Origin of the sequence: Streptomyces sp. NPDC001816, from assembly GCF_042892235.1 — a bacterium.
GTDB lineage: Bacteria > Actinomycetota > Actinomycetes > Streptomycetales > Streptomycetaceae > Streptomyces.
Map to the genome: position 1 here is coordinate 168,335 of NZ_JBIATY010000002.1, position 24,610 is coordinate 192,944.

Below are 24,610 nucleotides of genomic sequence, written 5' to 3' on the forward strand. Positions count from 1 at the left end.
CAGGAAGACACTTCTTCACGCCCTGACGAGGGTTTCGGCCATGGTCAGAGGAAAGCCGGATCCAGGGCACGGCCGGAAGGGCCGTTCGACCCCCGGTGAACGGCATGCGCGCGTGGGCCACTCTCCGGTCAGCGCGGGACGGGTGGCACTCACCCACGGCGGCGGCCGGGCTCAGCATGGACGGAACCCATGCACCGGTCGAGGGAGGGCTGGCTCATGCACCCCAACGACGGATTCCGCGAACTCGGTCGCGCCGAGTGCCTGCGCATGCTGGCGACAGCACCCGTGGGCCGGCTCGTCTACACGCGGCAGGCCCTGCCCGCGGTGGTGCCGGTCAACTTCGGCCTTGACACGGACGGAGCGGTGCTGCTGCGCACATCGGCGGCGTCCGAGCCGGCCCGCGCGGTCGACGGTGCGGTCGTCGCGTTCGAGGCGGACGCGGTCGACGTGGCACGGCAGGCCGGCTGGAGTCTCGTCGTCACCGGCCGGGCCGAGATCGTGACCGACGGGCCGGAACTGGAACGCCTTGAGCGGATGTCCCCACGCTCCTGGGCCCCGTCGCCCGACGAGGTCATCGTCCGTATCGACCCCGAACTGGTCACCGGGCGTGAACTCGTCGGCGGCCGGACCATGTACGGCGTACCCCTGTCGGCCTGACGCCCGCGCATCGCCTCTCACCACCGGGACCGAACGTCCCTACGACGGTGGGGTCGGACGGCAGGGCAACGGGCTCCCGCAGGCCCTGCCTCCCGCGGTGACGGGCGAGGAGCATCGTCGGTGGAGCCGCCCACGGGACCTTCCCTGAGCGGTGTCGCGAACGATGGAGGCAGAGATGACCGTGGCACCCCACCCGGACGTGGCCGCACCCACCGAGGCCTGGCGGGGTTTCGCCGGACCGCGGTGGCGCGAGAGTGTCGACGTGCGTGACTTCATCCAGGCCAACTACACGCCGTACGAGGGCGGTCCCGAGTTCCTGGCCGGCCCGACCGAGCGCACGCTCTGCGTATGGCACAAGGTCAGCGCCCTGTTCCCCGAGGAGCGCCGCAAGGGCATCCTCGACGTGGACGCCGCCACCCCTGCCACGATCACCGCGCACGCGCCCGGCTACATCGACCGGGAACGTGAGCTGATCGTCGGGCTGCAGACCGACGCCCCGCTGAAGCGGGCAATCATGCCGAACGGCGGCCTGCGGATGGTCGAGAACGGGCTGAAGGCGTACGGCTACGCACCCGACCCGTTCGTGACCAAGGTTTTCGGCACCTACCGCAAGACCCACAACGACGGCGTCTTCGATGCCTACACCCCGCAGATGCGCGCCGCCCGCAAGGCCGGCATCATCACCGGGCTGCCCGACGCCTACGGCCGGGGCCGGATCATCGGCGACTACCGGCGCGTCGCGCTCTACGGCACCGACCGGCTGATCGAGGCCAAGCGGGCCGAACGCGCCCTGCTGGACGCCCAGCCCTCCACCCCGGACGTCATCCGCGACCGCGAGGAACTGGCCGAGCAGATCCGCGCGTTGGGTGAGCTGACGCGGATGGCGGCGTCGTACAACTGTGACGTGTCCCGGCCGGCCGCCACCGCGCAGGAGGCCGTGCAGTGGCTCTACCTCGGCTTCCTGGCCGCCGTGAAGGAGCAGAACGGCGCCGCGATGTCGCTGGGCCGCACCTCGACCTTCCTGGACGTCTACCTCCAGCGGGACCTGGACGAGGGCCGCATCGACGAGGTCCGGGCCCAGGAGCTGATCGACGACTTCGTGATCAAGCTGCGGATCGTCAGGTTCCTGCGCACCCCCGAGTACGACGCCCTCTTCTCCGGCGACCCCACCTGGGTGACGGAGTCCATCGGCGGCATCGGCGCCGACGGCCGACCGCTGGTGACCCGCACCTCCTTCCGCTTCCTGCAGACCCTCTACAACCTCGGGCCCGCACCGGAGCCGAACCTGACCGTGCTGTGGTCGCCGCGACTGCCCGAAGGGTTCAAGCGGTTCTGCGCCCAGGTCTCCACCGACACCAGCTCCATCCAGTACGAGTCCGACGACCTGATGCGCCCCCGCACCGGCGACGACACCGCCATCGCCTGCTGCGTGTCCGCCATGGCGGTGGGCAGGCAGATGCAGTTCTTCGGCGCCCGGGTCAACCTCGCCAAGGCCCTGCTGTACGCCGTCAACGGCGGCCGGGACGAGCTGACCGGCGAGCAGATCGCATCCGAGATGTCCCCGCTCACCGGCGAGTACCTCGACTACGACGAGCTGTCGGCGGCGTACGACCGGATGCTGGACTGGCTGGCCGAGACGTATGTCGACGCGCTCAACGTCATCCACTACATGCACGACAAGTACGCCTACGAGCGCATCGAGATGGCGCTGCACGACCACCCGGTCCACCGCTTCATGGCCTGCGGCATCGCCGGCCTGTCGGTCGCCGTGGACAGCCTGTCCGCCGTCAAGTACGGCCGGGTGAAGGTGATCCGGGACGAGACCGGGCTCGCCGTGGACTACGAGACCGAGGGCGAGTTCCCCGCGTACGGCAACAACGACGACCGCGTCGACGCGCTCGCCGTCGACCTGGTCGAGTCGTTCATGGCGAAGGTGCGCAAGCACCCCACCTACCGGGGCGCCGAACACACCCAGTCCGTGCTGACCATCACCTCCAACGTGGTCTACGGCAAGCACACCGGCAACACCCCCGACGGCCGGCGCGCCGGTCAGCCCTTCGCGCCCGGCGCCAACCCGATGAACGGCCGGGACCGTCACGGCGTCGTCGCCTCGGCGCTGTCGGTGGCGAAACTGCCGTACGAGCAGGCCCGGGACGGGATCTCCCTGACCACGACGATCACGCCCGAGGGGCTCGGCCACGACCCCGCGGAACGCGCGGGCAATCTGGCCGGCATCCTCGACGGCTACATGGCCGCGGGCGGCTTCCACATGAACGTCAACGTGCTGGACCGGGCCACCCTGGAAGACGCCATGGAACACCCGGAGAAGTACCGGGATCTGACCATCCGGGTCTCCGGATACGCCGTCAACTTCGTCCGCCTGACCCGTGAGCAGCAGCTCGACGTGATCAGCCGCACCTTCCACGGGTCGCTGTGAAGGGTACGATGGCGCCGGCGGTGACCGGTCGGATCCACTCCTGGGACCTGTCCACCGGCGTGGACGGTCCCGGGACCCGGTTCGTGCTGTTCGTCAGCGGCTGCCCGTTGCGCTGCCTGTACTGCGCCAACCCCGACACCTGGCACATGCGGGACGGCCGGGAGACGTCAGTCGACCAGGTCATGGCCGAGATCGAGAAGTACCGGAGCTTCGTGACCACCGCCGGGGGAGGGGTGACGATCACCGGCGGGGAGCCGCTGCTCCAGCCCGCGTTCACCGGCTCCGTCCTGCACCGCTGCAAGAAGGCCGGACTGCACACCGCGCTGGACACCTCCGGCTTCCTGGGCGAGCGGGCCTCCGACCGACTCCTCGCCGACACGGACCTGGTGCTGCTGGACATCAAGTCGTTCGACGTCCCCACCTACCGCAAGCTCACCGGTGGCCGGCTGGCCCCGACGCTCACCTTCGCCACCCGCCTGGACCGGCTCGGCGTCCCCGTGCACATCCGCTACGTCCTCGTCCCCGGCTGGACCGACGACCCGTCCGCGGTGGACGGCCTCGGTGCCTTCCTGGCCGGGCTCGGCAACGTGGACCGGGTGGACGTCCTGCCGTTCCACAAACTCGGTGCCCACAAGTACGACGCCCTCGGCATCGACTTCCCGTTGCGCGACGCGCCTGTGCCCGACCTGAATCTGGTGGAACGGGTGCGGGAGCAGTTCAGGGATCACGGCCTGCGGGCGCTGTGAGCCGAGCGGTGGGTGACACCGATGCCGTTCACCCAGTGAGTTCACATTCGAGAAGGAGATCAGCATGCCCCGCACCATCATCGTCGGCGTGGACGGTTCGCCCGGCTCCCTCGCCGCCGCCGACTGGGCCGCCCGGGAGGCCCGGCGCCGCGACGTTCCGCTGCGTCTGGTCCATGCCGTACGGCAGTCTCCCGACGCGGACCGGTCGCTGAGGGAAGCCGAGGCGAAGATCGCGCGCCGCCACCCGGACCTGCGGATCGAAGGTGACCGCGTTGCCGCCGAGCCGGCCTCCGCGCTGCTCACGGCGGCTGAGGGTGCCGACCTGGTGGTACTCGGCTCACCCGGTCCGGCGGGCGGGGTCGCAGGTCTTCTGGCCGGGTCCGTCGCCCTCGCCGTCGTCGCGCGCAGCCAGCGGCCCGTCGTCCTGGTACCGGGCGGACCCCGCCAGGACGAGCACCGGACCGGCGCCCACGACACCGTGCCGCAGGCCACCGCCGTCCCCGACGTGGTCCTCGGCCTCGATCTGTCGGCTCCGCACGACGCGGTGCTCGAGTTCTCGTTCGACGCGGCCTCGCGGCGCGCGGCGAGGCTGCGCGTCGTCCACGGCTGGAGCGCGGAGCCGTACGCCCACGACGAGGTCGGTGCCGCCGAGGCCGGACAGCCCGGGGCGGCAAGCGGGCGCACCCTGTCCGACGTGCTGGAAGCCTGGCGGGAGAAGTTCCCGGGCGTCGAGGTGACCGAGCAGGCCGTGATCGGCACGGCCGGGACGCACCTGGCCGAGGCCTCCGGCGACGCATCCCTGGTCGTGGTCGGCCGCGCCGAGCGCCGGATGCCTGTCGGTCCCGCGATCGGGCCGGTCACCCAGGCTGTGCTGCAGCACGCTTCGGCACCGGTGGCGGTGGTCCCGCACGCCTGATCCCGTCAGCGAACCGCCCGTCGGCCGGTGGGCCGGCGGGCGGTTGCACGCATGGCCGACGCTGCCGGTGGCAGGTGAACTGCGGTCAGGAGTCGCCAGTGGGGCTGTCTGCTTCGGCCACGCGCTCGGCGGCCGTCAGGCGGATACCGGTGATCAGTTCGGGGCGGATGCGTACCGCGTAGTCCATGGTCTGCTGCATCCAGGGCACCAGCAGACCCTGGTAGCGAACCAGTTCATCCGGGTCGGTCACCAGATGCGCGTAACCGGTGACCACCACACTCCAGCCGAGGTGGGTGTCCGGGTCGATGACGTCGGCCTCATAGGCGACGACGACGCCGGATCCGTCGGCCTCCTGTGCATGTGAGGTGAGGGCCGCGGTTTCGTGGGTGCGGATGACGATGCAGCCGTCGTCCAGGACGTGGTTCACCGGGCGCACGGTCGGCAGTGCGTGCCGGGTGAAGACGATCCGGCCCAAGGAGACGCTGCCCAGCAGCCGCAGCGCCTCGTCGCGGGCCAGCTCGATGCTCTGGCGCGGCTCGGCGGGAAGGGCCTGGGTGCGGTCGACGGTCATGGCGGACTTCCGTGCGGTCTCGTTGCTCACTGCCGTGTGTCTCTGCTCGACGTGCCGGGAGGTGAACGCACGCGCGTCCGCGGCGCAACGCCGAAGCGCACGCCGCGGACAGACGCATCAGATCATTGAAACCGCGCCGGGACTCGCCACACCAGGGCCGTTCGGCCCTGGTGTGCGTCCGCTCGGCCCTTTACACCGCCCAGTAGTAGGCGGTGCGCATGATCTTCTGCATGTCGTCGAGCATGGGCATCCGCGGGTTGGCGGGCGCGCACTGGTCCTCGTAGGCGTTCAGCGCCTGCTGGGGCAGTGCGTCGAGGAAGGACCGCTCGTCGACGCCCAGTTCCCGGAACGACCGCTCGATGCCGACGGTGTCGCGCAGCTGCTCGACCGCACGGGCGAGGGACTCCACGCCCTCGTCCGCGGTGGCGGCCGGCAGGCCGAGGGCGCGGGCTATCTCCTGGAAGCGTTCCGGCGCCCGGTAGTTCTCGTACTTCGGCCAGCCGGTCAGCTTCGTCGGCACGGTGCCGTTGTAGCGGATGACGTGCGGCAGCAGGACCGCGTTGGTACGGCCGTGTGCGATGTGGAAGGTGGCACCGAGCGTGTGGGACATGGCGTGCACGATGCCGAGGAAGGCGTTGCCGAAAGCCATGCCGGCGATGGTGGCCGCGTTGTGCATCTTCTCCCGCGCGTCAGGGCGGCCGGTGCGGTCGTTGACCGCCGCTTCGATGTTGTCGAAGATCAGCCGGATCGCGTGCAGGGCGAGGCCGTCGGTGAAGTCGTTGGCGTACACGGACACATACGCCTCGATGGCGTGGGTGAGCGCGTCGAAGCCGCTGTCTGCGGCCAGCGCCGGGGGCAGGTCGGCGGTGAGCAACGGGTCGACGATGGCCACGCTGGGGGTGAGCGCGTAGTCGGCGAGCGGGTACTTCTTGCCGGCCTCCGGGTCGGAGATGACCGCGAAGGGGGTGACCTCGGCTCCGGTGCCGGAGGTGGTGGGAATGCAGACCAGGCGTGCGCGGACGCCGAGCGGCGGGAAGCGGAAGGCGCGCTTGCGGATGTCGGAGAACTTCTGCCGCATGTCGGCGAAGTCGATGTCCGGGTGCTCGTAGAGCAGCCACATCACCTTGGCCGCGTCCATCGGGGAGCCGCCGCCGAGCGCGATAATGGTGTCCGGGCGGAAGTCCCGCATGAGCTGGGCGCCGCGCTGAACGGAGTCGATGCTCGGCTCCGGTTCCACGTTGTCGATGATCTGCACGGTCACGGGCTCGTGGCGCCGCTGCAGGACGCGGCTGACCCGGTCGACGAAGCCGAGGCGGGTCATGGTCGCGTCGGTGACGACCGTGACGCGGTGGACGTCCGGCATGGAGGTCAGGTAGCGGATGGACTGCGGCTCGAAGTAGATCTTCGGCGGTACCTTGAACCACTGCAGGTTGTTGCGGCGGTTGGAGACCCGCTTGATGTTCAGCAGCTGGGCGGCGGAGACGTTGTTGGACACCGAGGTGCTGCCCCAGGAGCCGCAGCCGAGGGTCAGGGACGGGAGCAGGCTGTTGTAGATGCCGCCGATCGCCCCCTGCGAGGACGGGGAGTTGACGATGACCCGGACGGTCTTCATGCGCCTGCCGTACTCCTCCGCCAGCGCCGGGTCCTCGGTGTGGACGACGGCGGTGTGTCCCTGGCCGTGGAAGGCGACCATGTCGGCGGCCAGGTCGAAGCCCTGCTGCTCGGACCCGGCCCGCAGCACGGCGAGCACGGGGCAGAGCTTTTCCCGGGTCAAGGGCTCGTCCGGACCGACCCGTTCGACCTCGACGAGGATCAGCGAGGTGTCGTCGGGCACGGTGAAACCGGCCCGCTCGGCGATCCACGCAGGGCTCTGGCCGACGGCCGCGGCGTTCACCTTGGGCTCGCAGCCCGAGTTCGCGCGGCCGTCCGGGAACAGGAACGCCTCCAGCCTCGCCTTCTCCTCGGCGGTCGCCAGATGGGCGTGCAGCGTGTGGAACTCGGCGAGAGCCGCGTCGTAGATCTCGGCGTCCAGGATGACGGCCTGTTCGGAGGCGCAGATCATGCCGTTGTCGAAGGACTTGGACAGCACGAGGTCGTTGACGGCGCGGCGCAGCTTGGCGCTCTTGTGCACATACGCCGGCACATTGCCCGCGCCGACCCCGAGGGCGGGCTTGCCCGCCGAGTAGGCGGCCCTGACCATGGCGTTGCCTCCGGTGGCGAGGATCAGCGAGACGCCGGGGTGGCGCATCAGGAGGCCGGTCGCCTCGACGGAGGGTGTCTCGATCCACTGCACGCAGTGCTCCGGCGCGCCGGCGGCGACGGCCGCGTCCCGGACGATCCGGGCCACCTCCGCGCTGCACCGCTGGGCGGAGGGATGGAAGGCGAACACGACGGGGTTGCGCGTCTTCAGCGCCATCAGGGCCTTGAAGACGGTGGTGGAGGTCGGGTTGGTGACGGGCGTGACGGCGCAGACGACACCGACCGGTTCGGCGACCTCGACCATGTCCTCGATGTCGTCCCGGGCGATGACGCCGACGGTCTTCATCCGGCCCATGCTGTGCGTGACGTGCTCACACGCGAACATGTTCTTGGCCGCCTTGTCCTCGAAGACCCCGCGCCCTGTTTCCTCGACGGCCAGCCGGGCCAGCGCGGTGTGGTGGTCCAGGGCGGCGACCGAGGCCTTCTTGACGATGTGGTCGACCTGCTCCTGGGTGAGGGCGTCGTAGTCGGCGAGCGCCTTGAGTCCGTTGGTGACCAGCCGGTCCACCGCGACGGCGATGTCGGAGGGTGCGCCGGCGCTGGTGGCTGCCTCGGTTCCGGCGTCGTGACGGGACATGGGGATGGGCCTCCCTTTGACGGAGCCGCCGGGTGTGGCCGACGGCGGGCGGGTGTGACCGGCACCTCGGGGAACGCCGCCGCTCACACCTCGACTCTCCTGCGGTGCGCCCTTCGCTCCCAGGTACCGATGGTCCCTGCCGGCGGGCCTGACCGGCACGGCTGCGGGTGGGACGTGCGGCGGTACGGGGTCCGGCGGCGGCCGGCCGAGGCCGTCGGCGGCGGAGTGGCCGCCGCCGACCGGCCCTAACCGCGTCGGTCGACGGCCGGGCCGCCGCGCCACGGAGGCGGAGTGGCCGACTTCCGGGGCGCCTCGCGGCGGTGCAGCACCTTGGTCAGCTGACCGCGCAGCCGGTCCTGCAGCCGGTCCGCCAGCTCGTGTGCCGTCGACTCCTGGGCGTGCACGACCACGTGTACGTCCCCCACGACCAACTCCGCCCCGGCCGACCAGGGTTGCTCCGTGTGACGCGCAGCTGCCCTGGCGATCCGCACCTCGCCGCTGACGGCAGGCATCCCCGGCCGACCGAGGACCGCGTCGATCTTCGTCCTGACGTACGCCAGTGCCTCCTCGTCCACATCCCCTTCGCTCCGCACGGGTACGGCGACGGCGGTGCCGGCGTGCGTCACGGTGTCCTTGGCAGTCATGCGATCCGCTCCTTCTTGATCGTCGGTGACGGCTCCAGACTTCTGCGCGGTGCGTCCCGTGCCCAGGGCTGCCAGGTCCCCGCGAGCGGACCGAAGGTCCCTCCGCCCGGCTCCTCCCCTCGCGCCACGTGACCGTCGTGACCGCTCCAGGCAGGGAAGACTGGCTGGGAACACTGGGCCGTCCGGCCCTGGTCCTTCCGCCGGGAGGGGAGCAAGATCTCGACGTGGACCGATACCGTCCACGAACGGACCTCGGTGAAGTACGCCCGGAACAGGGAGCGATTGATGGCAGACGGCGAGCAGCACGGCCCCGACAACCCGATCCGGGTCTTCCTGATGGACGACCACGAGGTGGTACGGCGTGGCGTGCGCGACCTGCTGAACGACGAGCCGGACATCGAGGTGATCGGCGAGGCCGGTTCGGCGGAGCAGGCCCTGGTACGCGTCCCCGCGCTGCGCCCGCAGGTTGCGGTGCTGGACGTCCGTCTGCCCGACGGCGACGGAGTGAGCGTCTGCCGGGAGCTGCGCTCGCGCATGCCGGAGCTGTCCTGTCTGATGCTGACCTCCTTCGACGACGAGGAAGCACTGCTGGACGCGATCATGGCGGGTGCCTCCGGGTACGTCCTGAAGCAGATCCAGGGCTCCGATCTGGTCTCGGCCGTGCGCACCGTGGCCGCCGGGCAGTCGCTCCTCGACGCGAGCGCCACCACCAAGCTGATGGCCCGGCTGCGCGGCGGCCGGCAGCAGGAGGAGGAGCCGGACGTGCTGCCCGGCCTGACCGACCGGGAGCGGGAGATCCTGGCCCTGATCGGCGAGGGCCTCACCAACCGGCAGATCGGTCAGCGCCTGTATCTGGCCGAGAAGACCGTGAAGAACCACATCTCCCGTCTGCTCGCCAAGCTCGGGGTGGAACGCCGCGTCCAGGCGGCCGTGATCGCTGCGCAGGTCCAGGACCGGCAGAAGCAGGACGGCCACTGACCGTAGAGCCGTACTCGGCGTCGTGTCCCCGCTGCGCCCTACGCCCTTCGCCGTGATGCGTGAAAAGCGTGCCCGGCCGGTCGCACCGGCCGGGCACGCTCGCGTCGCGTGGGCGTGCTGGGCTGGGCGGGCCTCGGGGGCGGGACCATCGGGCCGGGAGCGGGGGCCTTGCGGCCACTGACCTTGTGCGGCGGGGCGCAGAAAGATCGTCAGCAGATCGACTCACCCTGACGAACTGCGCAAGGAGTACGCCATGTCCGGACCCAGACGAGACGGAAAGGGGACGGCGCCGACGGCGGCACTCGGCCTTCCCGCCGCATCCGCGCTCGTGATCGGCAGCATCATCGGCACCGGAGTCTTCGCGCTCCCCTCCGCCCTCGCCCCCTACGGACCGATCTCCCTCGTCGCGTTCGCCGTCGTCACCCTCGGCGCGCTCGCGCTGGCGCTGACCTTCGGTGCGCTGTCCAAGCGGGTTCCGGCCAGCGGCGGCCCGTACGTCTACGCCCGTGAGGCGTTCGGCGAGTTCGCCGGGTTCCTCAACGCCTGGTCGTACTGGATCACCGCTTGGGCCGGCAACGCGGCCATCGTCGTGGCCTGGGTCGGCTACGTCGAGGTCTTCGTCAACACCGGTCACAGCAAGTGGATTTCGGTGCTCCTCGCGCTCGTCGGACTGTGGATCCCCGCCGCGATCAACCTCACCGGTGTGCGCAACACGGGCGCCTTCCAGGTCATCACGACCGTGCTGAAGTTCGTCCCGCTCGTCTTCATGGCCACCGTCGGGCTGCTCTTCGTCGACTCCCACAACTTCGGCCCGTTCAACGCCAGCGGGCAGTCGGCCCTCGGCGCCGTCTCGGCAGCCGGCGCCATCGCCCTGTTCAGCTACCTCGGTCTGGAGGCGGCCGCGGTGGTCGCCGGGCGGGTCCGGGAGCCGGGACGCAACGTTCCGCGCGCTACGGTCTACGGCACCCTCCTGTGCGCAGTCATCTACATCCTGGGCACGCTCGCCGTCTTCGGCACCGTCTCCCACGGCAAGCTCGGTGGCTCGACCGCGCCGTTCACGGACGCCGCGAACAACATCTTCGGCGGCACCTGGGCCGGTGACATCGTCGCCGTCGCCGCGATCATCTCCGGCATCGGAGCCCTCAACGGCTGGACCATGCTGTGCGCCGAGATGCCGTACGCCGCAGCCCGCGACGGCCTGTTCCCGCGCGCCTTCGCCCGGCTGCGCGGCGAGAACGACGTGCCGGCCTTCGGCATCGTCGCCTCCACCGTGCTGGCCTCGCTCATCACGGTGTTCAGCTACACGCGCTTCGACGACGTCTTCACCAAGATCGTCCTGCTGAGCGTGCTGACCGCGGTGATCCCCTATCTGTTCTCCGCCGCCGCCCAGCTGTACTGGCTCCTCGTGCGCGACGGGGAGAAGCCTAACCCCCGGCGATTCGCCCGTGACGTCACGGTGGCCGCACTCGCCCTCGCCTTCTCGTACTGGTCGATCCAGGGCAGCGGCTACCAGACCGTCTACTACGGCCTGTTCGTGCTGCTGCTGGGTGTGCCGGTGTACGTCTGGCTCAAGCGCGGTCAGGCCGTCGGCGACCGGACGGCCGACGCCCGGGACGCGGCGATCCCGTCCCAGCGGGAGCGGGCGCCCGAGACGCCAGCGCCGGCCCGGCGGCTCTCCCGGGGTCTGCGCACCGGCCGCATCGGCGGGTTCCGCAGGCTGGGCGACCTCCGCCACCACGACTGACCACCCACCCGCTCGAAGGAACTGCCGCGATGAACACCTTTCACGTCGACTCCGAGGTCGGCCGCCTGCGCCAGGTGATCCTGCACCGCCCCGGCCTCGAACTCTCCCGCCTCACCCCGCGCAACGTCGACGCCCTGCTCTTCGACGACATCCTGTGGGCCAAGCGCGCCCGCGAGGAGCACGACGCCTTCGCCCAGGTTCTGCGCGACCACGGCGCCCGCGTCCACCACTTCGCCGACCTGCTCGCCCAGACCCTCGACGTCCCCGAGGCCCGCGACTGGCTCCTCGACCGGGTCATCACCCCGGCCGTCGTCGGGCCGGCCCTCATCGACCCGGTGCGCGCTCTGTGCGCCGAGCTGGACGGCGAGACGCTCGCCGGCTACCTCATCGGCGGGCTGCTCAAGAGCGACCTGCCGCTGGCCGCCCCGCACAGCCTGGTGTGGAGCGCGCTCGACGCCGACGACTTCGCCCTCACCCCGCTGCCCAACCACCTCTTCCCGCGCGACAACTCGTGCTGGATGTACGACAAGCTCTCCGTGAACCCGATGGCCAAGCCGGCCCGGCGCCGCGAGAGCCTGCACGCGGAGGCGATCTACCGCTTCCACCCGAGGTTCGTGGGCGTCGCGCCCCAGCCACTGCTCGACGGTGCCGTGGGCACGCTGGAGGGCGGCGACGTACACGTCCTCGGCAACGGCGCCGTCATGGTCGGCATGGGCGAGCGCACCACCGCCCAGGCCGTGGAGAACCTGGCCGCCCGCCTGTTCGCGAGCGGCACGGCGAGTCGGCTGATCGCGGTCCAACTGCCCGCCACCCGCGCCTACATGCACCTCGACACCGTACTGACCATGCTCGACCGCGACGCCTTCGCCGTCTACCCGGGCCTGGCCGACTCCCTGCGCTCCTGGACCCTGCGCCCCAGCGACGCCCGCGAGACGGGCTTCGACGTGACCGCGAACTCCGATCTGGCCACCGCGCTCGCCGAGGCTCTGGACCTGGACAAGGTCCGCATGCTCTCCGCGCCGCAGGACATCCGGGGCGCCGAGCGCGAACAGTGGGACGACGGAAGCAACTTCCTCGCCCTCGCCCCCGGCGTCGTCGTCGGCTACGAGCGCAACGTCACCACCAACACCTACCTGCGCAAGCAGGGCATCGAGGTCGTCACCATCGCCGGCGCCGAACTCGGCCGCGGCCGGGGCGGCCCGCGCTGCATGAGCTGCCCCATCGAACGCGACCCGGCCGCCTGACCCCGTAAGGACACCACCATGACCATCGACCTGCGAGGCCGCTCCTACCTGAGCGAACTCGACTTCACCGCCAGGGAGATCCAGCACCTCCTCGGCCTCGCCGCCGACCTGAAGGCGGCCCGTCGCGCCGGCACCGAACAACCCCGGCTCACCGGCAAGCACGTCGCCCTGATCTTCGAGAAGACCTCCACCCGCACCCGCTGCGCCTTCGAGGTCGCCGCCGCCGACCAGGGCGCCGCCACCACCTACCTCGGCCCCGGCGACACCCACGTCGGCCACAAGGAGTCCGTCGCCGACACCGCACGCGTCCTCGGCCGCATGTTCGACGGCATCGAGTACCGGGGCTCCGCCCAGTCGATCGTCACCGAACTCGCCGCCCACGCCGGCGTCCCCGTCTACAACGGGCTGACCGACACGGCCCACCCCACGCAGAGCCTGTGCGACATGCTCACCATGCGCGAGCACAGCACCAAGCCACTCACCGACATCAGCTACTGCTACCTCGGCGACGCCCGCAACAACATGGGCAACTCCCTGCTCTCCATGGGGGCGCTGCTGGGCATGGACGTGCGCATCGCCGCTCCTCGCGCGCTGTGGCCGGACAGCGGTCTGGTCGCCACCTGCCAGGTGCTCGCCGGGCGAAGCGGAGCCCGCATCACCCTCACCGAGGACGTCGAGACCGCCGTACGCGGCGCCGACTTCCTGCACACCGACGTCTGGGTCTCCATGGGGGAGCCCGCCGACACCTGGCGTGAACGGATCGACCTGCTCCTGCCGTACCAGGTCAACGGCAAGACGCTCGCGGCGACCGAGAACCCCGACGTCAAGTTCATGCACTGCCTGCCGTCCCTGCACGACGAGGGCACCAGGCTCGGCCGGGAACTGCTCGCCACCTACGGCCTGACCGGGCTGGAAGTCACCGACGAGGTCTTCTCCTCGCCCGCCTCCCTCGTCTTCGACCAGGCCGAGAACCGCCTGCACACCATCAAGGCCGTCCTCGTCGCCACCCTGGAGGACTGAACCATGCGCATCGTCGTCGCCCTCGGCGGCAACGCCCTGCTGCACCGTGGCGAACGCCCCGACGCGGCCGTCCAGCAGGCCAACATCGATGCCGTCGCCGGCGCCCTGGCCGCCCTCGCCCAGGAGCACGAGCTGGTCATCACGCACGGCAACGGCCCGCAGATCGGCCTGCTCGCCCTGGAGAGCGAGGCCGACCCCGTGCTCAGCGCCCCGTACCCGCTCGACCTGCTCGGCGCGCAGACCCAGGGCATGATCGGCTCCCTGCTGGCCCGCGCCCTGCACGACACCCTGCCCGGGCACCGGATCGCCGCCCTCGTCACGCACACCCTCGTACGGGCCGACGATCCCGCGTTCGCCCGGCCCACGAAGTTCGTCGGCCAGGTCTACTCCCGCGCCACGGCCGAGAAGCTGGCCCGGGGGCGCGGCTGGCACATCGCCCGGGACACCACCGGCTGGCGCCGTGTCGTCCCCTCCCCGTCGCCCGAACGGATCCTGGAGACCGACACCATCCACGAACTGCTCGGTTCCGGCGCCCTGGTGATCTGCGCCGGCGGGGGAGGCGTCCCCGTCACCGCCGACGACGACTCGGGCGCCCTGACCGGCGTGGAGGCCGTCATCGACAAGGACCTCACCGCCGCCCTGCTCGCCGAGGACCTGAAGGCCGACTTCCTCCTCATCCTCACCGACGTGCCGTGCGTCTACGAGCAGTACGGCACACCGGATCAGCGGCCCGTCCCCGACGCCACACCCACCGACCTGCGCCACGGCGGCTTCCCGGACGGCTCCATGGGACCCAAGACCGAGGCCGCCGCCCGCTTCGTGGAACGCACCGGAGGACTGGCCGCGATCGGCGCGCTGGACGCCGCGTACGACATCGTCCACGGCCGTTCCGGCACCCTGGTCCGCCCCGATCTCACGGTCGGCTGAACGGCCCGGTCCCGGCGTCCCACGCCGCCCTCCGCTCACCGCGAACCGGCCCTGAGCGCAGGGACGTTGGGCCCCACCGCCGGAGCCCTTCGGCATCCGGCGCCGGGCGGGGCACGCCACGAGAGTAAGGGGCGTCAAGGAAACCAGGACCTGAACTGCCCGACCAGAAGGGACCACCATCATGGCCGCGCACGAGCACTCCCACCGCAGCCCCGGCTTCCGTCTGACGTTCCGCAGCAACCGGACCGGCTCCGCGCTCGCCGTGTCGGCGGGCATCGAAGCGCACACCGCCCAGGCCCGCGCCCTCGCGTCCCTGCGCATCCTGACCGGGTTCGTCTTCCTGTGGGCGTTCCTGGACAAGACCTTCGGCCTCGGCTACGCCACGGCGTCCGGCAAGGGCTGGATCGACGGCGGGTCCCCGACGAAAGGCTTCCTCAGCTCCGTCGCCGCCGGACCCATGCGGTCCACGTTCCACGCGTGGGCCGGTGACACCTGGGCCGACTGGCTGTTCATGCTCGGCCTGCTGGGCATCGGAGTGGCCGTCATGGCCGGTGTGGCGCTGCGGCCGGCCGCGGTCGCGGGCACCGCGATGATGGCGCTGATGTGGATGGCCGAGTGGCCGCCGGCCAGACACCTGGCCAACGGCTCGCCGAGCATGTCGACGAACCCGTTCGCCGACTACCACCTGATCTACGCGGTGGCGCTGATCGCCGTCGCGGCCGTCGGCGCCGGCACCACATGGGGTCTGGGCCGGTGGTGGGCGGGACTGCCTGTCGTCCGCGACCACGCCTGGCTGCGCTGACCCCGCCACGCGGCACCTGCCGCGAAGAACCCCCAACACGACGCTGGAATCGGGAGTCCCCGATTCAGGAGGTGGAGATCATGCCCCGCACCATCACCGTCGGCCTCGACGGTTCCGCCGAGAGCCGGGCCGCCGCCGAGTGGGCGGCCCGCGAGGCGGAGACACGCGGACTGCCCGTCCGGCTCGTCCACGTCTGGGAGCCGGTACCGGAACCCATGGCACAGGCCCCGCTCCTCGGCGCCGAGACGCACCAGCACTGGACCGAGCGTATTCCGCGGAAGTCCGCAGAGGACCTGCGGCTGCGCCACCCCGGCATCGAGGTGACCGGCGAACAGCTCACCGGCCGGCCCGCCGAAGTCCTCGTCCGCGCCGCCCAGGACGCCGAACTGCTCGTCCTCGGCTCCCGCGGCCTCAGCGGGATCGGCGGCTTCCTGGTCGGCTCGGTCGGCCTCGCGGTCGTCGCGTCCACGGAACGGCCCGTCGTGCTGGTCCGCGCCGGCGAACAGGCCGCCGACGAGCAGGAGAAGGACCGCACGGGCAGTCCTGCCACGGCCGCACCGTCCGGCCCCGTCGTGCTCGGACTGGACACCCGCAACCCGGACGCGGCACCGATCGAGTTCGCGTTCGAGGCCGCCGCGCGCCAGGGCGTGCCACTACGGGTGCTGCACGGCTGGAACGAGCCCTACTACTACCCCTACGGCATGGCCCCCGACCCCCAGGTCACCCAGATGGTGGCGCAGAGCGACGCCGCCGCCCTGACCGAGGCGGTCAAGCCCTGGCGACAGAAGTACCCCGACGTGGAGGTCGTCACGGAGTCCGGTTCCGGCAGCCCCTCGGTCCTGCTGATCGACGCCTCCCACCAGGCCTCCCTGGTCGTCGTCGGCCGGCGCGTCCGCCGCTCCGCCCTCGGGGCCCACATCGGCCCGGTCGCCCACGCCGTCCTCCACCACGCCACCGCACCCGTCGCCGTCGTCGCCCACGACTGAACGCACCGACACCCGAGGAGAGAACACATCATGAAGGCAGCGGTCGTACGAGCCCTCGGCGATCCCCTGGTCATCGAGGAGCGCCCGGACCCCGAGCCCGGCCCCGGCCAGATCCGCATCCGCCTGGAAGCCTCCGGGCTCTGCCACACCGACATCCACGCCGCCCACGGCGACTGGCCGGTCCAGCCCAACCCGCCGTTCGTCCCCGGCCACGAGGGCGTCGGCCTGGTCGAGAAGCTGGGCGAGGGCGTCACCCATCCGGCCGTCGGACAGCGGGTCGCCGTGCCGTGGCTGGGCAGGGCGTGCGGGCGGTGCGAGCACTGCCTGTCCGGCTGGGAGACGCTGTGCGAGCAGCAGATCAACACCGGCTACGGCTGCGACGGCGGGTACGCCGAGAAGATGCTGGCCTGGGCCGACTTCGCCCAGCCGGTGCCCGAGGGGATCTCCGCCTTCGAGGCCGCCCCGCTGACCTGCGCGGGCGTCACCACGTACAAGGCCCTCAAGGTGGCAGACGTCCGGCCGGCCCAACTGGTGGCGGTCTCCGGGGTCGGCGGCCTCGGCCACCTCGCCGTGCAGTACGCGAAGATCGCCGGTGCGACGGTGGCCGCGATCGACGTCACCGACGACAAGCTCGAACTCGCCGCCGAACTCGGCGCCGACATCGTCATCGACGCCCGCAAGCAGGACGTCGGGGCGGAGCTGAAGAAGCACGGCGGCGCCCATGCGGCGATCGCCCTGGCGGTGAACCCGGCCGCGTTCGAGGCCGTCAACTCGGGCCTGCGGCGCGGCGGAAAGCTCGTCATGGTGGCGCTGCCCGCCCACGGCGCGATCCAGGTCCCGATCTTCGACACCGTCCTCAACGGCACTTCGGTGATCGGCTCCATCGTCGGCACGCGGCAGGACCTGGCCGAAGTGTTCCAGTTGCACGCCGCCGGCCGCACGAAGGTCATCTACGAGACGCGTCCGCTCAGCGCGGTCAACGAGTGCATCGACGAGGTGCTGCGCGGTGACGTGAAGGCCCGGATCGTCTTCGACCTGGGCTCGGGACGGTGAGGACGATGGAACTGCCCCTGGTCGTGGGCGTCGACGGTTCGGAGCCGAGCCTCGGCGCCGTCGACTGGGCGGCCGACGAGGCCGCCCTGCGCGGGGTGCCGCTGCGCGTCGTGTACGCATCCCTGTGGGAGCGCTACGAAGGCATCGCGCCCGCGCAGGCCCCGAACAAGCCGTCCGACCAGGTGATGGCGGAGGACATCGTCGCCGGCGCGGCCCGGCGCGCACAGGGCCGGCACGCCGACCTGAAGGTCGTCACGGACGTGCTGCCGGAAGAGCCGGAGTACGCCCTCGTCCGGGAGAGCCGCACCGCCTGCGCCCTGGTCGTGGGCACCCGGGGCCGCGGCGGCATCGTCGACATGCTGCTCGGCTCGGTCAGCCTGACCCTGGCGGCCCACGCCGACTGCCCGGTGATCGTGCTGCGCGGCAGCCACGACAACCAGGCCGCCCCGGACACCCACGGTCGCATCATCGTCGGGGTCGGCGAGCACCCGGAGCACTCCGCAGCCGTGCGCTTCGCCCTGGAGGAGGCACAACGGCGCCGCGTTCCGCTGGAGGCCGTACGTGCCTGGCGGCGCACCGCTCCGGCTACCACCGATCAGGCCTTGCCGACCGCCGAGTCGGCCCGGCAGCCCGAGCGGCAGGCGGCCGAGGAACTGGACGAGGCGCTCGGCGACGCCCCCGTCGACGTCGAGATTCACCCGCGCACAGCCGAGGGCCACGCCCGCAAGGTGCTCCTCGACGCCTCCCACGGCGCGGACCTGCTGGTCATCGGCGCCCATCGCCGCGGGGACCGCTTCGGCCTCCAGCTCGGCCGGGTCGCCCACACGGTCCTGCACCACTCCGCCTGCCCGGTGGCGGTCGTCCCCCAGCGGTGGTGAGTGACGCGACCGGACGGCTGCCGACAGGCCCGACCACTGCAGCGCTTCAACGAGAAGGAGTTCACCACCATGACCGTACGTGTCGGCATCAACGGCTTCGGCCGCATCGGCCGCACCTTTCTCCGCGCGGCCCTCGACCGCGCGGAGGCGGGCACCCAGGACGTCCACGTCGTCGCGATCAACGACATCGCGCCGCCCGCCACCCTCGCCCATCTCCTGGAGTACGACTCGACGTTCGGGCACATCGGACGCGAGGTCACGCACGACGACAGCTCCCTCACCGTCGACGGCCGGCGCATCGCCGTCACCGCCGAACGCGACCCGTCGGCCCTGCACTGGTCCGACTGCGGAGCCGACATCGTCATCGAGTCCACCGGCCGCTTCCGCGACCGCGACTCGGCCGCGCTGCACCTGAAGGCAGGCGCGCACACCGTGCTGCTGTCGGCACCGGGCAAGGGCGTCGACGCCACCATCGTGATGGGCGTCAACGACGACACCTACGACAGACACCGCGACCGCATCATCTCGGCCGCCTCCTGCACCACCAACTGCCTCGCGCCGATGGTCAAGGTGCTCGACGAAGCCTTCGGCATCGACCGCGGACTGCTGACCACGGTCCACGGGTACACCAACGACCAGTCGCTGCTCGACGGCCCGCACAAGGACCTGCGGCGCGCCCGCTCCGCGGCACTGAGCATCATCCCGACCAGCACCGGTGCCGCCCGGGCCGTAGGCCTGGTGGTACCCGAACTGGCCGGCGCTCTCGACGGCATCGCCGTCCGGGTCCCCGTGGAGGACGGCTCGCTCACCGATCTGACGGTGCTGCTGGAGAACGAGGCCACCGCCGACGAGATCAACGCCGCTTTCGTGGCAGCCGCCGACGGCCCGCTGAACGGCATCCTGCGCGTCTCGACGGCACCCATCGTCTCCCGCGACGTCATCGGCGACCCCGCGTCCTGCGTCTTCGACGCCGCCCTGACCCAGACCAACGGCCCCTTGGCCAAGGTCTTCGGCTGGTACGACAACGAGTGGGGCTACACCAACCGGCTGCTGGACCTCACCGCACTGGTCGCCGACGACTGACGACCACCCACCGAGAGTCCTGAAGGAGCTCTGTGATGTCGGACGACGTGCTCAACCGCCCTCCGGTCCGCCCTCCCGTCCACGCCCTGCTGGCGGACGGCACCACCGTGTGCATCCGTCCCGTGGCCCCGGCCGACCACGACCAACTGCAAGGACTCTACGAGGAGATGTCCCCGGAGAACCTGCGGCTCCGTTTCTTCTCCGCGAGCCCGTTCTCCGCCGGACGGGCCGCCGACCGGGCCTGTGCCCCGGCCCACCCGGGCCACCGGGCCCTGCTGGCGGAGCGCCACGGGCAGGTGATCGGTCTCGCCGAGTACCACACCGGGGACACCGGCGACGGGGCCGACATGTCCATCGCCGTCTGCGACGGCCTGCACCACCGCGGGGTCGGCACCCTGCTCGTCGAGCACCTGGTCTCCGCGGCCCGGGCCGAGGGCATCACCGCCTTCACCGCCGACGCACTCTGCGAGAACCACGAGGTTCTGCGGCTCTTCGTCGATCTAGGCCTGCGCATCACCCGTCGGTTCGACGGCCCGGAGGTGCGCTGCACGATTCGGCTGGACCAGGACGACACCTACCTGTCGGCCGTGGAAGCCCGGGGCCGCGCCGCCGATGTGGCCAGCCTGGAGCCGCTGCTCCGTCCGCAGACCGTCGCCGTCGTCGGCGCCGGACGCAAGCCCGGATCCGTGGGCCGGGCGATCCTGCACCACCTCAAGACGGGCGGCTACAGCCACCGCCTGTTCGCCGTGAACCCGGGCGCCGACCACATCCTCGGCGTACCCGCCCACCCGTCCGTCAGTGCCCTGCCCAGGACGCCCGACCTGGTGGTCGTGGCGGTGCCCGCCGCCGCGGTCCCGGCGACCGCCGAGGAATGCGGCAAAGCGGGAGCCCGGGCGCTGCTCGTCGTCACCGCCGGCCTCGACCCCGACCAGGCACATGCCCTGCTGGCCACGTGCCGCACCCACGGCATGCGCCTCGTCGGACCCAACTGCCTCGGCATCTCCAACACCGAACCCGGCGTGAGCCTGGACGCCACGTTCGCCGCCGATCACCCGCGACCCGGCACCGCGGGCGTCGCCGTACAGTCCGGTGGGGTCGGCATAGCCCTGCTCGACGGCCTGTCCCGGCTCGGCATCGGTGTCTCGTCCTTCGCGTCCCTCGGCGACAAGTACGACGTCAGCGGCAACGACATGCTCCAGTGGTGGGAAGGCGACGGCCGCACCGAACTGGCGCTGCTGCACCTGGAGTCCTTCGGCAGCCCCCGGGCGTTCTCCCGCACGGCCCGCCGCGTCACCCGCCGGATGCCGATCCTGACCGTGGACGCGGGCCGCACCGACGCCGGCCGGCGCGCCGCCGCCTCCCACACCGCGGCCGCCGCCACCCGCACCATGACCCGGCAGGCCCTGTTCACCCAGGCGGGCATCACCGCGACCCGCTCGATCGGCGAACTCCTGGAAACCGCCGCTCTGCTGCACTCCCAGCCGCTCCCCGCCGACGACCGCGTCGCGATCGTCACCAACGCGGGCGGCGCCGGGGTCCTGGCGGCCGACGCCTGCGCGGAGGCCGGACTCACCCTGCCGCCGCTCACCCCGCAGCTGATCGACGACCTGCTCGCCGTGCTGCCCGAAGGCGCCGCGGCCGGCAACCCCGTCGACGCCACCGCCGCCGTCACCGAGGCACAGCTCGCGGACGTCGTGGACCGACTGCTGCGCCACCCTGGCGTCGATGCCGTCCTGGTGGCCCTGGTCCCCACCGCGGTCGCCGCCGCGACCGGGGACGACCTCGTCCGGGCGGTGACCCAGGCCCCGACGCACCGGGGCAAACCCGTCGCCGTCGTACGGCTCCAACAGGAACTGCCGGTCAAGCTGCTGCCGGCGGCCGAGGGCGGCACGATCCCGTCGTACGCCGAACCGCAGGCGGCGGCCCGTGCGCTGGCCCACGCCGCCCGCCGCGCGGCCTGGCTCGCCCGGCCCGCCGGCACGGTCCCGGACCTCGAAGGCGCCGACACGACCCGCGCCCGTGAACTCACCGAGACCTTCCTGGCCGGGCACGAGGACGGCGGCTGGCTCGACCCGCACACCTGCGCCGACCTGCTGGCCTGCTACGACATCCCGCAGCTGCCGTGGGCCTGGGCCCAGACCGAGGAGGACGCGGTCATCGCCGCCCGGCGGTTGCGCGGTCCGGACGGCCGGGTGGTGATGAAGGCGCACTGGCCGGGACTGCTGCACAAGAGCCGGCAGCGCGCTGTCCACCTGGACCTGGAGGGCGACTCCCAAGTACGGGCTGCCTTCCGGGACTTCGAGACCCGCTTCGCCGGACTGCTGACGGGCGTGGTGATCCAGCCGCTCGCCGCACGCGGCACCGAACTGTTCGCCGGGGTCGTCCAGGACGAGGTCTTCGGCCCGCTCGTGCTGTTCGGGCTCGGCGGGACCGCGACCGAAGTGCTCGGCGACCACGCCGCCCGGCTGGCCCCGCTCACGGACCACGACGTCCACGACCTGATCACGGCCCCGCGCTGCGCGCCGCTGCTGTTCGGCGCCGGCGGCGCCGGGCCGGTCGACCTCGCCGACCTCGAACAGCTGCTGTTGCGGCTGTCCCGGATGGCAGCCGACCTGCCGCAGCTGGCGGAGGTCGACTTCAACCCCGTACTGGCGGCGCCGGGCGGCATCACCGTGCTCGACGCGCGCGTGCGCCTGCTGCCCCGCAGGCCCCAGGACCCGTATCTGCGCCGACTGCGCTGAGGGAGGCACACACCATGAGACACGACAAGGTCGGTTCCGTGATGACCACGGAGGTCGTCCGAGCCGGATACGGCACCCCGTTCAAGGAAGTGGCACGGCTGCTCGCCGAGCACCGGATCAGCGGACTGCCGGTCGTCGACGAGGACGAGAGGGTCATCGGCGTCCTGTCCGAGACAGACCTGATCTCCCGTCAGGCGCAAGCCCCCGACCCCTACCGGACGCCGCGCCGCATCCCCGACGTGGCCCTGACGAAGGCCGCAAGGCGCCGCGCCGCCAAGATCCGGGCCCGCACCGCCGGCCAGCTCATGACCGAGCCGCCCGTCACCGTGCACGCCGAGGAGACCGTCGCTGCGGCCGCCCGGACCATGGCCGAACGGGGCGTGGAACGGCTGCCCGTCGTGGACGAGGAGGACCGGCTCGTCGGCATCGTCACCCGCCGCGACCTGCTCCAGGTCTTCCTGCGGCCCGACCCGGAGATCCGCGACGAGGTGCTCGAAGAGGTGCTGGAACGCACCCTGTGGCTGGCCCCCCGGAGCATCGACGTCTGCGTGGTGCAGGGCGTCGTGACCCTCACCGGTCAGCTGGAACGCAAGAGCGACACGGAGATCGCCGTCTCGATGGCCAGTCGGATCGACGGCGTGGTGGCCGTCGTGGACCAACTCACCTACCGGCTGGACGACTCCCACCTGCAGCCCGCGCGACAAGGGCCGCACGGCGTCACCGAGGAGTGGCTGCGCAGTCTGTGAAAGGAGGTGGACGGCGATGTCCACCAGGGTGTTGGTCGCCTACGGCACGACGAACGGCTCGACCGCACAGATCGCCGAGACCGTGGCCGAGGCTCTGCTCAAGGAAGGGCTGACGGCGCAGGCGCGGCCCGCCCGGTCCGTCACGAGCGTCGCCCCGTACGACGCGGTGGTCGTCGGAGGCGCCCTGTACGCCGGGCGCTGGCACCGCGACGCACGCCGCTTCCTGCGCCGTCACCGCCGGGAACTGGCAGAGCGCCCACTCTGGCTCTTCAGCAGCGGGCCGCTCGACGCCTCCGCCTCCGAGCGGGACATCCCGCCCGTGCTTGGCGTACGGCGCGCCATGGACCGTCTGACGGCCATCGAACACGCCACCTTCGGCGGCTGCCTGCAAGAGGGGGCGAAGGGCAGGATCGCAGGCATGCTCCTGCGCGACGGCAAGGGCGGTGACTTCCGCGACGTCCCCGCGATCGAGGAGTGGGCGAGACACATCGCAGCCGGACTGCCTCCCGGTTGAGCGGACGGCCTGGTGCGGCGGTCCGGCGCGGCCCCCCCGCCGCACCGCCGCAGCGCCGTGCGCACCGGCCTCGGCACGCAGGGCCGAACGGGCCCGGAGGAGACCGTGCGGCCCCTGCCCCCAGGGTTGCGGCCGCACGATCCTGGCACCAACCAGCTGACCCCACACAGGAGGTGGGCACCATGCCCGCACCCGTCATCGCCGGAGTCGACGGATCATCCGAAAGCCTCGCCGCCGCCGAATGGGCGGCTCGCGAGGCGGAGCGCCGCGACCGGCCACTGCGACTGATCCACGTCTGGGACTGGCACCCGCGCCCGCACGACGGCGAGCCGGCGAACGCCGCACAGCGCTACCTGGCGTTGCGGGCCCTGCGCCAGGCGGAGGACCGGATCCGCGGCGCGGTTCCCGGCGCGCGCCTCACCGACGAGCAGATCGAGGGCCCGGCGACCGCCGCTTTGCTGAAGGCCGCCGAACAAGCGGACCTGCTCGTCCTCGGCTCGCGCGGCCTGACCGGCCTCGCCGGGTTCCTGGTGGGCTCCGTCGCCCAGGGCGTGGTCGCACAGGCCACCGGCCCCGTCGTCCTGGTCAGGGCGGAGGAGACGGCCGAGGACGAGCACCTCCCGGCCGCCGACGGCAGCGCCTCCGCGCGAACCGGCTACCGGGACGTCGTGCTCGGTCTCGACGTCAACGACCCGTGCGACGAGGTGATCGAGTTCGCCTTCGAGGCGGCCATGCTGCGGCGGGCCCGGCTGCGCGTGGTGCACGCCTGGCAGCCGCCGTCCGCCTTCGGTTTGGGCCCCGGCGACATCGCCCTGGTCGACGACCCCTACCGGGCTGAGGAGTGGCGGGGCTTCGTGTCCGCCGTGCTCCGGGTCTGGCAGGACAAGTACCCCGGCGTCGAGGTCCTGGAGACGGTCGTACGCGAGAAGGCCACAACCGCACTGGTGCGGGCCGCCTCCGGTGCGAGCCTGCTCGTTGTGGGCCGGCACGTCACCGACCGGCCGACGCTCGCGCGCACCGGCCCCGTCACCCACTCCGTGCTCCGCCACGTCGGCTGCCCCGTGGCTGTCGTCCCCCACCACTGAGA

At 71.7% G+C, this 24,610-nt stretch carries 21 protein-coding genes; 18 read left to right on the forward strand and 3 right to left on the reverse strand.

Annotation, left to right across the window (positions count from 1 at the left end):
• Positions 1-216 precede the first annotated feature (216 nt).
• The 4 genes from ACFYZZ_RS06440 (at position 217) to ACFYZZ_RS06455 (ending at position 4,756) form a co-directional block, all read left to right on the forward strand.
• Positions 217-657, forward strand: coding sequence for a pyridoxamine 5'-phosphate oxidase family protein (locus tag ACFYZZ_RS06440; RefSeq protein WP_389172311.1), 441 nt, complete (start codon positions 217-219; stop codon positions 655-657).
• Positions 658-832: 175 nt separating this feature from the next.
• Positions 833-3,094, forward strand: coding sequence for a formate C-acetyltransferase (gene pflB, locus ACFYZZ_RS06445; protein WP_389172313.1), 2,262 nt, complete (start codon positions 833-835; stop codon positions 3,092-3,094).
• Positions 3,095-3,102: 8 nt separating this feature from the next.
• The gene (gene pflA / locus ACFYZZ_RS06450) at positions 3,103-3,840 is read left to right on the forward strand and encodes a pyruvate formate-lyase-activating protein (protein WP_389172315.1); all 738 of its coding nucleotides are present in this window, start codon (positions 3,103-3,105) and stop codon (positions 3,838-3,840) included.
• 64 nt (positions 3,841-3,904) lie between these two features.
• The gene (locus ACFYZZ_RS06455; RefSeq protein ID WP_389172317.1) at positions 3,905-4,756 is read left to right on the forward strand and encodes a universal stress protein; all 852 of its coding nucleotides are present in this window, start codon (positions 3,905-3,907) and stop codon (positions 4,754-4,756) included.
• 85 nt (positions 4,757-4,841) lie between these two features.
• Here ACFYZZ_RS06455 and ACFYZZ_RS06460 read toward each other — a convergent pair whose 3' ends face one another.
• The 3 genes from ACFYZZ_RS06460 to ACFYZZ_RS06470 all read right to left on the reverse strand — a co-directional run bounded on the left by ACFYZZ_RS06460 (position 4,842) and on the right by ACFYZZ_RS06470 (position 8,807).
• Complete coding sequence (locus ACFYZZ_RS06460) at positions 4,842-5,327, reverse strand: pyridoxamine 5'-phosphate oxidase family protein (protein WP_389173644.1); 486 nt, start codon at positions 5,325-5,327, stop codon at positions 4,842-4,844.
• A 190-nt stretch (positions 5,328-5,517) separates the two neighbouring features.
• Positions 5,518-8,163: a bifunctional acetaldehyde-CoA/alcohol dehydrogenase gene (gene adhE / locus ACFYZZ_RS06465; RefSeq protein WP_389172319.1), complete on the reverse strand. Its 2,646-nt coding sequence runs from the start codon at positions 8,161-8,163 to the stop codon at positions 5,518-5,520.
• Positions 8,164-8,408: 245 nt separating this feature from the next.
• Positions 8,409-8,807, reverse strand: a complete 399-nt coding sequence (locus tag ACFYZZ_RS06470; protein WP_389172321.1) for a hypothetical protein — start codon at positions 8,805-8,807, stop codon at positions 8,409-8,411.
• A gap of 285 nt (positions 8,808-9,092) precedes the next feature.
• Here ACFYZZ_RS06470 and ACFYZZ_RS06475 point away from each other — a divergent pair, with 285 nt between their 5' ends.
• The 14 genes from ACFYZZ_RS06475 to ACFYZZ_RS06540 all read left to right on the forward strand — a co-directional run bounded on the left by ACFYZZ_RS06475 (position 9,093) and on the right by ACFYZZ_RS06540 (position 24,608).
• Positions 9,093-9,785 carry a response regulator gene (locus ACFYZZ_RS06475; protein WP_389172323.1) on the forward strand — a complete coding sequence of 231 codons (693 nt, stop codon included), beginning with the start codon at positions 9,093-9,095 and terminating at the stop codon, positions 9,783-9,785.
• 253 nt (positions 9,786-10,038) lie between these two features.
• On the forward strand, positions 10,039-11,529 hold the full coding sequence (locus ACFYZZ_RS06480) for an APC family permease (RefSeq protein ID WP_389172325.1): 1,491 nt from the start codon (positions 10,039-10,041) through the stop codon (positions 11,527-11,529).
• A gap of 29 nt (positions 11,530-11,558) precedes the next feature.
• The gene (locus ACFYZZ_RS06485) at positions 11,559-12,773 is read left to right on the forward strand and encodes an arginine deiminase (protein WP_389172327.1); all 1,215 of its coding nucleotides are present in this window, start codon (positions 11,559-11,561) and stop codon (positions 12,771-12,773) included.
• Between the two features lie 18 nt (positions 12,774-12,791).
• Positions 12,792-13,793 carry an ornithine carbamoyltransferase gene (gene argF / locus ACFYZZ_RS06490; RefSeq protein WP_389172329.1) on the forward strand — a complete coding sequence of 334 codons (1,002 nt, stop codon included), beginning with the start codon at positions 12,792-12,794 and terminating at the stop codon, positions 13,791-13,793.
• A 3-nt stretch (positions 13,794-13,796) separates the two neighbouring features.
• Positions 13,797-14,720: a carbamate kinase gene (locus ACFYZZ_RS06495; protein WP_389172331.1), complete on the forward strand. Its 924-nt coding sequence runs from the start codon at positions 13,797-13,799 to the stop codon at positions 14,718-14,720.
• A 181-nt stretch (positions 14,721-14,901) separates the two neighbouring features.
• Positions 14,902-15,522 (forward strand): hypothetical protein, encoded by a 621-nt coding sequence (locus ACFYZZ_RS06500; protein WP_389172333.1) that lies wholly within the window; start codon positions 14,902-14,904, stop codon positions 15,520-15,522.
• 80 nt (positions 15,523-15,602) lie between these two features.
• A complete protein-coding gene (locus ACFYZZ_RS06505; RefSeq protein WP_389172335.1) occupies positions 15,603-16,508 on the forward strand; it encodes a universal stress protein in 906 nt (301 codons plus the stop codon).
• 30 nt (positions 16,509-16,538) lie between these two features.
• Positions 16,539-17,561, forward strand: coding sequence for a zinc-dependent alcohol dehydrogenase (locus ACFYZZ_RS06510; RefSeq protein WP_389172336.1), 1,023 nt, complete (start codon positions 16,539-16,541; stop codon positions 17,559-17,561).
• 5 nt (positions 17,562-17,566) lie between these two features.
• Positions 17,567-18,439, forward strand: a complete 873-nt coding sequence (locus tag ACFYZZ_RS06515) for a universal stress protein (RefSeq protein ID WP_389172338.1) — start codon at positions 17,567-17,569, stop codon at positions 18,437-18,439.
• A 69-nt stretch (positions 18,440-18,508) separates the two neighbouring features.
• Positions 18,509-19,522, forward strand: coding sequence for a type I glyceraldehyde-3-phosphate dehydrogenase (gene gap / locus ACFYZZ_RS06520; protein ID WP_389172340.1), 1,014 nt, complete (start codon positions 18,509-18,511; stop codon positions 19,520-19,522).
• Between the two features lie 35 nt (positions 19,523-19,557).
• On the forward strand, positions 19,558-22,263 hold the full coding sequence (locus ACFYZZ_RS06525) for a GNAT family N-acetyltransferase (protein ID WP_389172342.1): 2,706 nt from the start codon (positions 19,558-19,560) through the stop codon (positions 22,261-22,263).
• Between the two features lie 14 nt (positions 22,264-22,277).
• Positions 22,278-23,009, forward strand: a complete 732-nt coding sequence (locus ACFYZZ_RS06530; protein ID WP_389172344.1) for a CBS domain-containing protein — start codon at positions 22,278-22,280, stop codon at positions 23,007-23,009.
• 16 nt (positions 23,010-23,025) lie between these two features.
• On the forward strand, positions 23,026-23,523 hold the full coding sequence (locus ACFYZZ_RS06535; RefSeq protein WP_389172346.1) for a flavodoxin domain-containing protein: 498 nt from the start codon (positions 23,026-23,028) through the stop codon (positions 23,521-23,523).
• Between the two features lie 182 nt (positions 23,524-23,705).
• Positions 23,706-24,608: a universal stress protein gene (locus tag ACFYZZ_RS06540; RefSeq protein ID WP_389172348.1), complete on the forward strand. Its 903-nt coding sequence runs from the start codon at positions 23,706-23,708 to the stop codon at positions 24,606-24,608.
• The last annotated feature ends 2 nt before the right edge of the window (positions 24,609-24,610 follow it).